This window comes from Streptomyces sp. NPDC058052 (genome assembly GCF_042885515.1).
In the GTDB taxonomy this organism is placed as follows: Bacteria; Actinomycetota; Actinomycetes; order Streptomycetales; family Streptomycetaceae; genus Streptomyces.
Genome location: NZ_JBHVRX010000047.1, coordinates 1 through 13,222, shown reverse-complemented (window position 1 = coordinate 13,222; position 13,222 = coordinate 1). Strand labels below are relative to the sequence as shown.

General features: G+C 74.5%; 12 protein-coding genes. 6 read left to right on the top strand and 6 right to left on the bottom strand.

What is annotated here, in order from left to right; genetic code table 11:
• Positions 1–111: 111 nt before the first annotated feature.
• Complete coding sequence (locus ACFVU3_RS36905; protein WP_390073157.1) at positions 112–876, bottom strand: alpha/beta fold hydrolase; 765 nt, start codon at positions 874–876, stop codon at positions 112–114.
• Between the two features lie 253 nt (positions 877–1,129).
• Between ACFVU3_RS36905 and ACFVU3_RS36900 the strand changes: the two genes are divergently transcribed.
• Positions 1,130–1,765, top strand: coding sequence for a LysE family translocator (locus tag ACFVU3_RS36900; protein WP_390073156.1), 636 nt, complete (start codon positions 1,130–1,132; stop codon positions 1,763–1,765).
• Between the two features lie 77 nt (positions 1,766–1,842).
• On the opposite strand, the gene ACFVU3_RS36895 is transcribed toward ACFVU3_RS36900, so the two are convergent.
• Together ACFVU3_RS36895 and ACFVU3_RS36890 are read right to left on the bottom strand one after the other, a co-directional pair.
• A complete protein-coding gene (locus ACFVU3_RS36895) occupies positions 1,843–2,229 on the bottom strand; it encodes a VOC family protein (protein ID WP_390073155.1) in 387 nt (128 codons plus the stop codon).
• Complete coding sequence (locus ACFVU3_RS36890) at positions 2,226–2,519, bottom strand: ArsR/SmtB family transcription factor (RefSeq protein ID WP_390073154.1); 294 nt, start codon at positions 2,517–2,519, stop codon at positions 2,226–2,228. The genes ACFVU3_RS36895 and ACFVU3_RS36890 overlap by 4 nt, the downstream gene beginning before the upstream one ends.
• 172 nt (positions 2,520–2,691) lie before the next feature.
• Between ACFVU3_RS36890 and ACFVU3_RS36885 the strand changes: the two genes are divergently transcribed.
• Positions 2,692–5,082 (top strand): ATP-binding cassette domain-containing protein, encoded by a 2,391-nt coding sequence (locus ACFVU3_RS36885; RefSeq protein WP_390073153.1) that lies wholly within the window; start codon positions 2,692–2,694, stop codon positions 5,080–5,082.
• Between the two features lie 11 nt (positions 5,083–5,093).
• Here the strand turns inward: ACFVU3_RS36885 and ACFVU3_RS36880 are convergent, their stop codons facing one another.
• The 3 genes from ACFVU3_RS36880 to ACFVU3_RS36870 all read right to left on the bottom strand — a co-directional run bounded on the left by ACFVU3_RS36880 (position 5,094) and on the right by ACFVU3_RS36870 (position 7,101).
• Positions 5,094–5,852, bottom strand: a complete 759-nt coding sequence (locus ACFVU3_RS36880; RefSeq protein ID WP_390073152.1) for a 4-phosphopantetheinyl transferase — start codon at positions 5,850–5,852, stop codon at positions 5,094–5,096.
• Entirely contained in the window at positions 5,849–6,079 is a 231-nt protein-coding gene (locus ACFVU3_RS36875) for an acyl carrier protein (RefSeq protein WP_390073151.1), read from the bottom strand. Before ACFVU3_RS36875 ends, ACFVU3_RS36880 begins: the two co-directional genes overlap by 4 nt.
• Positions 6,080–6,237: 158 nt before the next feature.
• A complete protein-coding gene (locus tag ACFVU3_RS36870) occupies positions 6,238–7,101 on the bottom strand; it encodes a hypothetical protein (protein ID WP_390073150.1) in 864 nt (287 codons plus the stop codon).
• 436 nt (positions 7,102–7,537) lie between these two features.
• Here ACFVU3_RS36870 and ACFVU3_RS36865 point away from each other — a divergent pair, with 436 nt between their 5' ends.
• From ACFVU3_RS36865 to ACFVU3_RS36850, 4 genes are read left to right on the top strand one after another with little or no spacing between them, the layout of a single operon-like run.
• Positions 7,538–8,650: a phytanoyl-CoA dioxygenase family protein gene (locus ACFVU3_RS36865; RefSeq protein ID WP_390073149.1), complete on the top strand. Its 1,113-nt coding sequence runs from the start codon at positions 7,538–7,540 to the stop codon at positions 8,648–8,650.
• Positions 8,632–9,975 (top strand): DUF6271 family protein, encoded by a 1,344-nt coding sequence (locus tag ACFVU3_RS36860; RefSeq protein WP_390073148.1) that lies wholly within the window; start codon positions 8,632–8,634, stop codon positions 9,973–9,975. Before ACFVU3_RS36865 ends, ACFVU3_RS36860 begins: the two co-directional genes overlap by 19 nt.
• On the top strand, positions 9,972–11,780 hold the full coding sequence (locus tag ACFVU3_RS36855; RefSeq protein WP_390073147.1) for a condensation domain-containing protein: 1,809 nt from the start codon (positions 9,972–9,974) through the stop codon (positions 11,778–11,780). The genes ACFVU3_RS36860 and ACFVU3_RS36855 overlap by 4 nt, the downstream gene beginning before the upstream one ends.
• A complete protein-coding gene (locus ACFVU3_RS36850) occupies positions 11,777–13,066 on the top strand; it encodes an MFS transporter (RefSeq protein ID WP_390073146.1) in 1,290 nt (429 codons plus the stop codon). Before ACFVU3_RS36855 ends, ACFVU3_RS36850 begins: the two co-directional genes overlap by 4 nt.
• The last annotated feature ends 156 nt before the right edge of the window (positions 13,067–13,222 follow it).

The window sequence follows — 13,222 nt, the reverse complement described above, 5'->3', positions numbered from 1 at the left end:
CTGATGTGTATACGCGCCCCCCTAACTATCGGCGCGCCGCGCGTCGAGCGCGGCGGGGGCCCCGCGCAAGACCTCTGCGCGGGGCCCCGCCGGCACGCGACCGGAAACGGACTATCGCGGGAGCGCCAGCGCGGCGGCGAGGGCGGTGGCGAAGCCGTCGGCGTTGTCGAGCATCAGGTTGTGCCCGGCGGCCGGCACCTCCAGGACCGGGACGCCCATGGCGGCCGCCCGCTCCGCCGCCGGGTCCGGCAGGCTCTTCTCCCCGACCAGGAACGCGCGCGGGACGGTGAGCGCCTCCAGCACGTCGCCGGCCTCGGGGTCGCCGCCCTCGACGAGCGCGACCGCGCTGCGGTGCACGGCCCGCGGGTCGGCGAGCCGCAGCCGCGCCGCGTAGTCGGCCCGGTCGGCGAGGGCCAGCATCCTCGCGAAGCCGGTCCGGACGAAGTCCTCCTCCGCCTGACGCGCCACCGGCCTGCTGAACGCGCCTCCGCCCGCGTACAGGTTGGGCTCCGCGACGACGAGCCGGGCGATCCGCCCGGGCCGGGCCGCGGCCAGGTGGATGGCGACGGCACCGCCCATGGAGTGGCCGACGAGGTGGACGCCGGTCAGGTCGAGGTGGTCGAGGAGCGCGGCGACCGCGGCGGCCTGCCCCTCGGGCCGGTAGTCGAAGTCGGCGGGCCGGTCGCTGAGCCCGTACCCGAGCAGGTCGACGAGGAGCGCCCGGCCGCCGCCCAGCGCGGGGTGCGCGGCGATGTGCGCGAAGTCGGAAGCCGCGGTGCAGCCGAGGCCGTGGAGGAAGACGCGGACGGGACCGTCGCCCGGAAGGTCGATCCACCGCAGGTACGCCTGCCGGTCCGTCAGGAACAGTTCTCTCATGCGGCCAGCCTACGAACGGGTCGGCCGGGGTCGGGCGGTGACGGCGAGGGGCGGGACCCCGGCGGGGCGCGAGGGGGGCGGACCAACTCTGGAGGTGACGGGGGGCGGGACCGGCGCGGGCGGTTCGGCGGGGGCGGTTCGGCGGAGGGGCGGTTCGGCGGCGGGCGGTTCGGCGGAACTGTGAGGGCGCGGGGGTGGCGGAGATGACGGGTACACGACCGGTGCCGGGGCGGCTGCGGTACGGTGGCCTTCCATGGCATCGAGCACCGCACTCTGGTCCTTCGCACTCGTCGTGGGACTCCTCACCCTCACTCCGGGCCTCGACACGGCCCTCATCCTGCGCACGGCCGCGCTCGGCCGCCGCACCCGGGCCTGGGGCGTCGTCCTCGGCATCCAGACCGGGACCCTGATCTGGGGCGCGCTGACCTCGCTGGGCGTGACGGCCCTCCTGACCGCCTCGCACCTCGCGTACGAGATCCTCCGCTGGGCGGGCGCCGCCTATCTGCTGTGGATGGCGGGGCGCATGATCATCGAGACCTTCCGGCGCGACGGGACCGGCGCGGGCGCGGAGGTGGAGGTCGGCGGGGCCGACACCCTCTCCGGCGGCTGGCGGCAGGGCACGCTGACGAACCTCCTCAACCCCAAGGTCGGCGTCTTCTACGTCGCCGTCCTGCCGCAGTTCATCCCGGCCGAGGCCCCGCACTTCGCCATGGGCCTCGCGCTGACCTCCGTCCACGTCGTCCTCGGCATGCTCTGGTCGACGGTCCTGATCGCCTCCGCGACCGCGCTCGGCACCTGGCTGCGCGGCGCGCGGGCCCGGCGCGTCCTGGACCGGGTCACGGGCACGGTGATCGGGGCGTTCGCGGTCCGTCTCGCGGTCGGCGACTGACGGACGCGGGCGCCCGCGAGGGTGACGGCCGGCCGGCGTGGAACACCCGTGCCGGCCGGCGACCGTCTCGCCCCCGGCTAGTTGTACTGGGCGATCTGGATGAGGTTGCCGCAGGTGTCGTCGAGGACCGCGGTGGTGACGGGGCCCATGTCGACCGGGGGCTGGGTGAAGCGGACGCCGAGGCCGGTGAGGCGGACGTGCTCGGCGTGGACGTCGTCGACGGCGAAGGAGGTCGCCGGGATGCCGTCGGCGACCAATGCCTCCTTGTACGGCGGGACGGCGGGGTGGCCGGAGGGCTCCAGCACCAGCTCGGTGCCCTCCGGGGCCTCCGGGGAGACGACGGTGATCCAGCGGTCCTCGCCGATCGGCACGTCGTGCTTGAGCAGGAAGCCGAGCACGTCGGTGTAGAAGCGGAGCGCCTTCTCCTGGTCGTCGACGAAGACGCTGGCCAGGTTGATCCTCATGGGGTGTCCTCCGGGGGTGCGGGGGCGAGCCATCGCGAGACGATGTGCTCCAGGGGGCGGGTGTCGAGGTCGTGGAACTTGTAGCGGCCCTCACGACGGGCCGTGACCAGCCCGGCGGCCTCCAGCACGGCGAGGTGCTGGCTGACCGCCTGCCGGGAGATGGCGAGGCCGTGCCGGGTCGCCAGCCGGGCGCATATCTCGAAGAGCGACTGTCCGTTCCGTTCGGTCAGCTCGTCGAGGATCACCCGGCGCGTCGGGTCGGCCAGCGCCTTGAACAGATCCTCCTCCATGCCGCCACGATAGGCAAGCCGTGACTTGCCTATCAAGTCGGGGCGGCTGTCGGCGGCTGCGCCCGGGCCGCGAGCCCGGCCGGATCCGAAAGAGACGGCCTAAGGTGGCCTCGTTGCCCTGGCCTCGTTGCCCGGGTCGCGTACCGGTCCGCCCCTGACGAGGGAGAAACCTTTGAGCACGGCCAAGCGGAAGGGCGCCACGACGTCTGCCGCGCACCTCGCCGACAGTCACGAACTGATCCGCGTGTTCGGCGCGCGCGAGAACAACCTCAAGGACGTCAGCGTCGAGATCCCCAAGCGCCGGCTGACGGTCTTCACCGGCGTGTCCGGCTCCGGCAAGAGCTCGCTGGTCTTCGACACGATCGCCGCCGAGTCGCAGCGGCTGATCAACGAGACGTACAGCGCCTTCGTCCAGGGCTTCATGCCGACGCTCGCCCGGCCGGACGTCGACGTGCTCGACGGACTGACCACCGCGATCATCGTCGACCAGCAGCGGATGGGCGCCGACCCGCGCTCCACCGTCGGCACCGCCACCGACGCCAACGCGATGCTGCGCATCCTCTTCAGCCGGCTCGGCACCCCGCACATCGGCTCGTCGCGGGCCTTCTCCTTCAACATCCCCTCGGTGAGCGGCGCGGGTGCCGTGACCGTCGAGCGCGGCGGCCGGACCGTGAAGGAGCGGACCAGCTTCACCATCACCGGCGGCATGTGCCCCCGCTGCGAGGGCCGGGGCCGGGTGTCCGACATCGACCTGGCCGAGCTGTACGACGACACCAAGTCGCTCGACGAGGGCGCGCTCACCATCCCCGGCTACACGGCGGACAGCTGGTACGGGCGGATCTACCGCCTCTCCGGCTTCCTCGACCCGGCCAAGCCGATCCGGAAGTACACCAAGCGGGAGCTCGACGCCTTCCTCCACAAGCCCGCCACCCGGATCAAGGTCGAGGGCATCAACGTCACGTACGAGGGCCTGATCCCCAAGCTCCAGAAGTCCTTCCTGGCCAAGGACGTCGAGTCGCTCCAGCCGCACATCCGGGCGTTCGTGGAGCGGGCGACCACGACCCAGCTCTGTCCGGAGTGCGACGGCACCCGGCTCAACGAGGGCGCCCGCTCCTCGAAGATCAAGGGCATCAGCATCGCCGACGCCTGCTCGATGCAGATCAGCGATCTGGCCGCGTGGGTCGGCGAGCTGGACGACGCGTCGGTGGCGCCGCTGCTGGAGTCGCTGCGGCAGACGCTGGACTCCTTCGTGGAGATCGGCCTCGGCTATCTGGCGCTCGACCGGCCCGCGGGCACCCTGTCGGGCGGCGAGGCGCAGCGGGTCAAGATGATCCGGCACCTCGGCTCGTCGCTCACGGACGTCACGTACGTCTTCGACGAGCCGACGGCCGGTCTGCACCCGCACGACATCCAGCGGATGAACGAACTCCTGCTGCGGCTGCGGGACAAGGGCAACACCGTCCTCGTGGTGGAGCACAAGCCGGAGACGATCGCGATCGCGGACCACGTGGTGGACCTCGGCCCCGGCGCCGGCAGCGGCGGCGGCACGATCTGCTTCCAGGGCACCCTGGACGGTCTGCGCGGCAGCGGCACGGTGACGGGCCGGCACCTGGACGACCGGGCCTCGGTGAAGGACGGGGTGCGGACGGCGACCGGGGTCCTGCCGATCCGCGGCGCGACCGCCAACAACCTGCGGAAGGTGGACGTCGACCTGCCGCTCGGCGTCCTCGCGGTGGTCACCGGTGTCGCCGGATCCGGCAAGAGCTCGCTGGTGCACGGCTCGATCCCGTCGGACGCCGGCGTGATCTCGGTCGACCAGAGCCCGATCCGCGGCTCCCGGCGCAGCAACCCGGCGACGTACACGGGCCTGCTGGAGCCGATCCGCAAGGCGTTCGCCAAGGCCAACGGCGTCAAGCCGGCGTTGTTCAGCGCCAATTCGGAGGGCGCCTGCCCGAACTGCAACGGCGCGGGCGTCACGTACACCGACCTGGCGATGATGGCCGGCGTGGCCACCACCTGCGAGGAGTGCGAGGGCAAGCGGTACCAGGCCGCCGTGCTCGACTACAAGCTCGGCGGGCGGGACATCAGCGAGGTCCTGGCGATGCCGGTGGCCGAGGCGGAGGAGTACTTCGGCGCGGGCGAGGCCCGGACGCCCGCGGCGCACCGGATCCTGGAGCGGCTCGTGGACGTCGGCCTCGGCTACCTCACCCTGGGCCAGCCGCTCACGACGCTCTCCGGCGGCGAGCGCCAGCGGCTGAAGCTGGCGACGCACATGGGCGACAAGGGCGGGATCTACGTGCTCGACGAGCCGACCACCGGCCTCCACCTCGCCGACGTGGAGCAGCTCCTCGGACTCCTCGACCGCCTGGTGGACTCCGGGAAGTCGGTGATCGTCGTCGAGCACCACCAGGCGGTGATGGCGCACGCCGACTGGATCGTGGACCTCGGTCCCGGCGCGGGTCACGACGGCGGCCAGATCGTCTTCGAGGGGACTCCGGCCGACCTCGTCGCCGCGCGCTCGACCCTCACGGGCCGGCACCTGGCGCAGTACGTGGGCGCCTGACCGGCGTCCGGTCAGCCTCCCGCCGGGCGTCCGCCGAGGACCGCCGCCGGCGGGAGGAGGGCCGGCGGGGTCGTGGCCACCACGGCCGCCACGGCCGCACGCCCTTCGTCCGTCCACTCCGTGAGGTGGTGTACGGCCTCCGGAGCCGGCGGTCCCGCCTTGAAGCGGGCCTCCGCGCGGACCCAGGCGCGGAGGAGGGCGGGAACCGGGTCGTCCGGCCCGCCCGTCTCCCCCAGGCCGCTCCCGGGCGGTTCGGCCCCGGACAGGCCGGTCCCGAACAGGCCGGTCCCGGACGGGCCGGTCCCGGGCAGGTCGCTCCCCGGCAGACCGTTCCCCGGCAGGTCGGCCTCGGGCAGGTCGGCCTCGGGCAGCAGGCGGCGGAGGGTCCGGAGGGAGCCGGGGCGGCGGCCTGCCGGTTCCACGTCGACGCCGACGGCGCCGGGGCCCGCCGCGGCCGCGACCAGGCCGTCGGCGTGGCTGAGGCTGAGGCCGAGCCCCGGGTGTCCGGGGAGGTACGGGCGGCCGTGCCCGTACCGCGCGCAGTCCGGGCAGCGCTGGGCGGGCCCGGCCTCCTCCGGGGGCAGCCCGGTGAGCCGGGCGGCGCAGAGCCGGAGGAGGAGACGGGCCGCCAGGACGTCGTCGCGCCGGGCGGGGACGCGGATCGCGTCGAGGCGGCGGAGCTCCCAGGGGGCGAGGAGGCGCGGTCCCAGACCCGGGTGGTCCAGGACCTCCCGGGTGGTCGCCAGGACCGCGAAGGCGCCGGGGATCACCCGGTGGGGGCGAGGAAGCGTTCCCGGACGCGGGCGAGGGTGCGGAAGTCGTCGATGGTGACCTCCTGGAGGTCGATCGACGTGCCGGAGATGTCCTCCAGGAGGTCGATGAACTCCAGGAAGTCCATGGAGTCGATGAGCCGGGCCTCGATGAGGTCCTCGTCGGCGTCGACGGGCCCGTCGAGACCGGGGTTCTTCTCCTGGAGCCAGGCGGCGACACGTTCCATGGGGCGGTTCTCCACTCCGTGCGAGTGCGGTGGGGGTGCGGGTCCCGAGGCGTACGGGAGCCGAGGCGTACGGGTCCCGAGGCGTACGGGTCCCGAGGCGTACGGGAGCCCGGTGTGCGGGCGATCCCGGTGTGCGGGCGGTCCCGGCGTGCGGGCGGTCAGGGGGTGGCGGTGACCGCGCGGAGGCGGTCCAGGGCCTGCTCGGGGCCGCCGTGGGCGAGCAGCATGGCGTGCACCCAGCGCTCGACACCGAAGGCGACGCAGGCGCTGTAGGCGGGACCGTGGCTGCCGGCGCGGATGTCCAGGCGCTCGCCGAAGAAGTTGCGGTGGCGGTTGACGGAGGCGATGGCGGTGCCGTCGGGCGCGCTGTACTCGTGCTTGACGGGGTCGAGGGCCATCAGCCGGGCCCGGGAGCCGCCCTTGTCGTAGAAGGGGTCGTCGGCGGTGGCGCGGGTCAGGTCGAGGCCGAGGCGGGCGGCGGTCTCCAGGACGAACTCGCCACCGCGCTCCAGGTGTTCGACGGCGCCCTCCTTGGTGCCGAGGTAGACGACCTCGCGCATGTGGAAGCCCCAGAGGCGGCGCAGTCCGTCGTAGTGGGTCTCGTTGCGGAAGCAGCGGCCGGTGGCGGAGATCCGCAGGCCGTCGTCGCCGACGTCGGTGCCCTCCAGGGAGAGCAGCAGTCCGTAGCAGGTGGCGGAGGGGAGGAGGTAGCCGGTGGGTTCGAGGGGGCGCCCGCCCGGGGCGAGGCCGGCGGCCAGGCCGTCGTAGGCGTCGGGGGTGAACCGCCCGGCGGAGACGCCGAGATGGGGGAAGTTGCGGAAGTAGTCGAGGCGGGCGAGGCCGTCCGCGGCGAGCAGCGGCGGGCCGGTCACCTCGGGGGCGGAGAGCCGGGCGGCGAGGCCGGCGAGCAGGCCGTCGAGGCTGCGCAGCAGGGCGGTGTGCACCGGGTCCAGCGTGATCAGGCCCGGGCCGGGGCTCTTGAGGCCGGCGACGGGCGGGGTCGTGGCGCTGGGTGTGCTCATGGAACCGTTCCCTCTCGGCGTGGGCGGTCGGTCGACGGCGTCGGTCGCGCGGGCGCGGGCCGTCCCCGTCGCCGGGCCGGTACGGGCGCGGCGGGCGGAGCCCTGCTCGCGGTCGCCGTCGACCGGGGCGCAGCGGTCGCTCCGGATCCGATCGGTCGGGTCGGTTCCGGCTCTGCGCACTGGGGACAGTAGGCCAGTCGGCCGATGGTTGTCTAGACCAAAGATCGGCAGTCAACTGCGGTGCGGAAGGCTCGATTTCGGGGGGTTGGCCGACACGCGGGGCATACCGGCGGGTCACTTGACACCGGCGTTGGTCTACACCAATTCTGTCCCTCGTCCCCCGCGGTCCCCCCACCGTCGCCAGGTCCGCGCCCCGTCCCGCCGTGCCCCGCTCCCCCACGCCCGCACGCCGTCCGACCCCCGCCTGGAGGGACCCTTGACCACGCCATCCGCCCCCGCCGCCGCGCGCCGCCCGCGCACCCCGCACCTGCACCGGGCGGCCACCGAGCGCCCGTACTTCAGCGACGACGGCGAGTCCTACCTGGCCGCGACGACGCTCCGCGAACTGACGAAGACCCGGCCGCTGCGGGTGCTCTCCGAGGAGGACTTCGCGCACTGGCAGACGTACGGCTACGTCATCGTCCGCGAGGCGATCCCGGCCGAAGCGGCCCGCCGGCTCCTCGACTTCGCCTGGGACTTCCAGGGCCTCGACCCGGACCGGCCCGACAGCTGGTACGAGGACCGGCCGTTCCGCTCCGAACTGGACCAGCAGCTGCACATCTACGGCTTCGTCGAGGCGTACCACCACCAGCTGCTCTGGGACAGCCGCCAGGCCCAGCGGGTCTACGACGCCTTCGTCGACGTCTGGGACTGCGAGGAGCTGTGGGTCACCCTCGACCGGCTCAACCTCAACCCGCCCAACGTCCGCAACCGCGACCGCGCCCTCATCGAACCCACCGACCGGGGCTTCGACATCGAGCTGCACTGGGACATCGACACCACGCTCGGGGTGCCCCCGCAGCGCGTGCAGGGCATCATCGCGCTCAACGACACGAGCCCCGAGACCGGCGGCTTCCAGTGCGACCCCGAACTCTTCCGCCGCTTCGAGGAGTGGAAGCTCGGCCAGCCCGAGGGCCGCGACCCGATCCGCCCCGACCTGGACCGCGCCGCGTACCCGGTCGTCCGCCCCGACCTGCGCCCCGGCGACCTGCTGATCTGGAACGGCCTGCTCGCCCACGGCGTGGCCCGCAACGCCTCCGCGAACGGCGTCCGCGCGGTGCAGTACCTGTCGATGATGCCCGCCCTGGAGGAGCACGCGAAGCTCCGCCGCTCCCGCGTCGAGTCCTGGCGCCACCTGCGCACCCCCCGCTGGAACCGCACCCTCGTCGGCGACCCCGTCCTGCACGAGTCCAAGCGCTACCCGACCGCCGAACTCACCGGACTCGGCGCCCGGCTGCTGGGCCTCACCTCCTGGCACGAGCCCGACGCCGGAGCGCCCGAGCCCACGGCCGCGCCGACCGGGGAGCCCGCGTGCGCCGCGTCTGCCTGACCCTGCCCACCCACCGCGCCTGCACGGACACGATCGCCGCGGTCGCCGAGGAAGCCGCCTACGGGGCACGGGAGTTCGGCGTCGAGGTGCACCTGCTGATCCTGGACTCCTCGGCACCGGTCGACCTCGCCGCCCACCGGGCCGCGGTGGCCGCCCTGCCGCCGGCACCGGGCGTCGTCGTCCACCACCTCGACGAGGACCGGCAGCGCGCCTTCCTGCGGGAGGTCCTGGCGGCGGCCGGCCACGCCGGGGCGGACCGCCTGCTCGACCTGATGCTCCCGGCCGGGGTGTCGTACGGCGCCTGCACCAACCGCGCCTTCCTGTTCGCCGAGGCGCTGGGCTGCGCCTCGGTCCACCGCCGCGACTCGGACAGCCACTACCAGCTCCGGGACGGCACACCGGTCTTCCCCCTCCACCACGAGCTCACCGCCCTCGGGCGGCGGGCGGCGGACGTGGCCGGCGAGGTCTCCCGCAGCCGGCTCGACCCGGGATGCGCCGACCGGACCGTCGTCCTGGCCGGAGCCTCCTTCATCGGCGAGCTCTCCGTGGACGTCGCCGAGCTCCGCGCCCTCGACCCGGAGGCGTACCGCGAGGTCGTCGGTCTGTCGGTACCCTCCGGCCACCCGGAGATCTGGCGCCGGAACCTGATCGACGAGGCGTTCCGGGGCGCCGGCACCACGCCGTTCACCACCGACCTCACCACCCTCACCCTGGTCTCCCCGACCCGCGTCGACATGTGCAACGTCGCCCTCGGCCGCGAGGTGTACGGCCGGGTCCCGCTTCCGCCCGCCACCGACACCATCGGCACCGACTACTTCCTGCTCCACCTCGTCCACAAGGCCCGGCTGCCCGGCGTCCTCCACAACCGGCACATCGTCAACTACCACACGGAAGAGCGCCGTTCGGACGAGGGATTCCTCGCCTACCAGCTCCGCTTCGCCAAGTACCTGCTGGCCACCGCCCACCTCGACACGGTGTACGCGGGCCTCGCGGCGGCCGGCGACACCCTCCTCGACCCCGCCGGGCGGGTGCGGCCCGCGGCCGTCGCCGCCCTCGCGCGCGAGAGCACCGCGATCGACCCGGCCGGCAACGCGGCCCGGCTCGACGTGCTCGACCGCCGCTACCGCTCCCTCGGCGGCCGGTACGCGACCGCCGCCGCCCTCTTCGCCGGGCGGCGCGACCGGCTCCTCGCCGAGGCCCGCGACGACATGGCCGACTTCGCCTCGCTCGTCGACGCCTGGGGCACCCTGACCGCGCACGCGAAAGGCACCGCCGTGAACCACCCGCCGCACCGGACCGCGACCGAACCGGCCGTGACCCCGTGACGACCGCGCACGCCCCGGACGGCGTCACCGGCTCCCGCACCCTCACCGTCCGCTACACGGGCGGCGGTTCCCGCCGGGGCCCCGTCACCATGGGCCAGGCGAACATGATCCGCTGCATCCTGCGGGACGAGCCCGGCAGCATCAACATCCACGACGTGTGGCCGGTCCCCGACGGCACCGGGATGGAGCAGGCGCTCGACGCCCTCGCGGCGCTCGCGGTACGCCACGAGGCGCTGCGCACCACGTTCCCGTACGAGGCGGACGGCGGCGCCGCCCCCGACGGACGGGCCGCGGCCCCGGACGGCACGTCCGGCCTCCCCGCCGAACAGGTCGTCGCACCCGCCGGCTCGTTCACCGTCACCGTCCTCGACCACGACAAACTCCCCCAGGACACCGACGCCTACGCCGAGGCGGTCGCCCGCGCGGCCCGGGACACCCGCTTCCGCCTCGACCTCGACTTCCCGCTGCGGCTGCGGATCCTCGCCCGCGCCGGTCGGCCCGTCCGCGTGGCCCTCGCCGCCAGTCACGCCGTCACCGACGGCAGCGCCCTCGGGGTCCTGCGCGACGAGTGGCTCGCGCTCCTGGCGGGCGAGCCGCTGCCGCCGGTCACCGCGCTCACCCCGCTGGACCTCGCCGCCGAGGAGCACAGCCCGGCGGGACGACGCAAGTCCGCCGCCTCCCTCGCCCACTGGGAACGGATCCTGCGCACCGGCCCGCAGGCCATGTTCGCCGAGGACGGCGCCGCCGGCACCGAGGCCGACATCCCGGCCCTCACCCTCCGCTCGGCGCGCGGCGCCCGGGCGCTCGCCGCCGCCGCCCGGCGCACCGGCGCCCTCCCCGGCACCGTGCTGCTCACCGCCTGGTGCCTGCTCACCGCCCACCGGGCCGGCCAGTCCGTCTGCGTCGCGGCCGTGCCCACCTCCAACCGCTTCCTGCCGAAGCTCGCCCGCTCGGTGAGCACCCTCTCCCAGGACGCCCTCCTGGACCTCGACGTCCGCGCGCCCTCCTTCGACGCGCTCCTCGCCAAGGCGTGGGGCGCGGCGATGAACGCGTACCGGCACAGCCGCTTCGACGCGCTCGCCCTGTGGGAGCTGATCGGGCGGGTCACGACCGAGCGCGGCAGCCAGTTCGCGCGCGACGCGGTCTTCAACGACATCAGCGCCCTGCCCAGCACCCTCGCCGCCGCCGCGGCCCCCGACGCGGACGCGCCGGAGCTCGAACTCGCCTGGGGCGAGGGGCAGTCGCTGCCGACGCGGCTGCTGACCTTCGTGTACGAGACGGAGCCGGTGCTGCGCCTCGCCACCTGGGCCGATCCCGCGCTGTTCCCCAGGACGGCGGCCGAGGAGCTGGTCACGGGCCTCGTACGGCTCCTGGAGGCCGTCGCCGAGGCCGACATCCCGCTGGACACGCCCGGTCCGCTGACCGAGGCGACCGGGGTGCGGCCGGTGACCCGGGGGCCCGGATGGGTCCGCGTGGACGGCTGCTGGGTCTCCCCCGCCGCCGTCGCCGCCGCCCTCACCGAGGCCCTGGAGGGGCGGCCGGTCGAGGTCGTGGTGGAGCCGGCCCCCGGGGACGAGGCGGCCGGGAGCGGACTCACGGCGTACGTCGGAGCCGACGAACGGACCTGGCCCGACGCCGAGCTGACGCCTGATCAGGCGCATGCGGCACTGATGGCCGTCCTGCCGGGGCGTCCCGGGGTGCTGGCCCCGCACCGGTACGTGTTCGTCGAGGGCCCGCCGCGGCAGCCCGCCGCGGCGCAGCGGATTCTCAGGGAAGGGACCGGCCGGGGCCGGGATGCCACATGACCACCGATGACACCGCCGCGGCGCCCGGGTCCGGGCCGCTGCCCAGCCCCTGGCGGTCGCGTCTCTTCCGGCTCTTCTTCACCGCCCGCAGCGCCTCGCTGCTCGCCGACGGCATGCTGATGGTCTCCGTGACCACCTCGGTCCTCGGCTCCGGCTTCGGGGCCACCGGCGTGGGCTACGCGCTCGCCGCGTGGATGACGCCGATCGTGCTGCTCATCCTCTTCGGGGGTGTGCTCGCCGACCGCTTCACCCCGCAGCTGATGATGGTCGGCGCGGACGCGGTCCGCGTGGTGGCGATGCTCGTGATGGCCGGCCTGTTCGCCGGGGGCGGGGTACGGCTCTGGCAGATCATGGCCCTGATGGCGGTGAGCGGCGCGGCCACGGCCATGTTCCAGCCGGGGCTGGCGAGCATCGTCCCGAGGGTCGCCGACGACATCCAGCGGGCCAACGCGCTGCTGCGGATCTCCGAGTCGATGAGCACCCTCATCGGCCCCGGCCTGGCCGGCTTCCTCGTGGCGTACTGGGACCGGGCCGGTTCGTTCGTGGTGATCGCGGCGGCGTACGCGGTCAGCGCCGGCGGTCTGCTGCCGCTGCGGGGGCTCGCCTCGGAGCGGGACGAGAGCGACGATCCGATGTGGCGGCGGCTCGCCACCGGCTGGCACGAGTTCCGGTCGCGGTCCTGGCTGTGGGGCGTCATCTCGCTGTGGGCGGTGTACGGCCTCTTCGTCTTCGGGCCCTCGCTGCCGCTGGGCGCGGCGCTCCTCACCGAGCAGCACGGCGCCACCGGCTACGGCTGGATCGCCTCGGCCGACGGCCTGGGCACGATCGTCGGCGGCCTGCTGGGGATGCGGGTCCGGCCCCGCCGGCCGCTGGTCGCGGGCGTGGGCGCGATGTTCTTCTTCGCCCTCAACCCGCTGGCGCCGGCGCTCGGCTGGAACTTCGCCCTCACGGCCGTCACGGGCATGGTGGCCGGCTGCGGCTTCGCCTTCTGGGGCGTGATGTGGGCGACCAGCGTGCAGTCCCACATCCCGCTGGCCGTGCTGAGCCGGGTCTCGGCGTACGACATCGCCGGCTCGATCATGGTGATCCCGCTGGGCCGCGCCCTGGCCGGGCCGGCGGCGGAGTCCTTCGGCGCGGACCGGGTGCTGCTGTTCTCCTCGGCGGTCTCGTTCCTGCTGCTGGCCGCGATGCTCTGCGTACCGGCGATCCGCGGCCTCGGCCGCAAGGACCGCCCGGAACCGGCTCTCCGCCAGGCGCCCGCCGCCGCGGAGTCCGCGGCGCCGTGAGGGCCGGGCCCGGCCGGACGGCGGTCCGGCCGGGCCCGGGCGCGTCACTCCCAGTCGTCCCAGGACGGCTCGGTCTCGTCCTCGCCGAAGAAGAGCGGCTCGTCCTCGGAGGCGGGGGCCGCCGCGGCGGGCCTGCCCGTGGCGGCCGGGGCGCTG

Excerpts from the sequence above, each read along its gene's own strand:
- ACFVU3_RS36870 (WP_390073150.1), bottom strand. The coding sequence starts at position 7,101 with ATGAGCACACCCAGCGCCACGACCCCGCCCGTCGCCGGCCTCAAGAGC.
- ACFVU3_RS36890 (WP_390073154.1), bottom strand. The coding sequence starts at position 2,519 with ATGGAGGAGGATCTGTTCAAGGCGCTGGCCGACCCGACGCGCCGGGTG.
- ACFVU3_RS36895 (WP_390073155.1), bottom strand. The coding sequence starts at position 2,229 with ATGAGGATCAACCTGGCCAGCGTCTTCGTCGACGACCAGGAGAAGGCG.
- ACFVU3_RS36900 (WP_390073156.1), top strand. The coding sequence starts at position 1,130 with ATGGCATCGAGCACCGCACTCTGGTCCTTCGCACTCGTCGTGGGACTC.
- ACFVU3_RS36905 (WP_390073157.1), bottom strand. The coding sequence starts at position 876 with ATGAGAGAACTGTTCCTGACGGACCGGCAGGCGTACCTGCGGTGGATC.
- ACFVU3_RS36875 (WP_390073151.1), bottom strand. The coding sequence starts at position 6,079 with ATGGAACGTGTCGCCGCCTGGCTCCAGGAGAAGAACCCCGGTCTCGAC.
- ACFVU3_RS36850 (WP_390073146.1), top strand. The coding sequence starts at position 11,777 with ATGACCACCGATGACACCGCCGCGGCGCCCGGGTCCGGGCCGCTGCCC.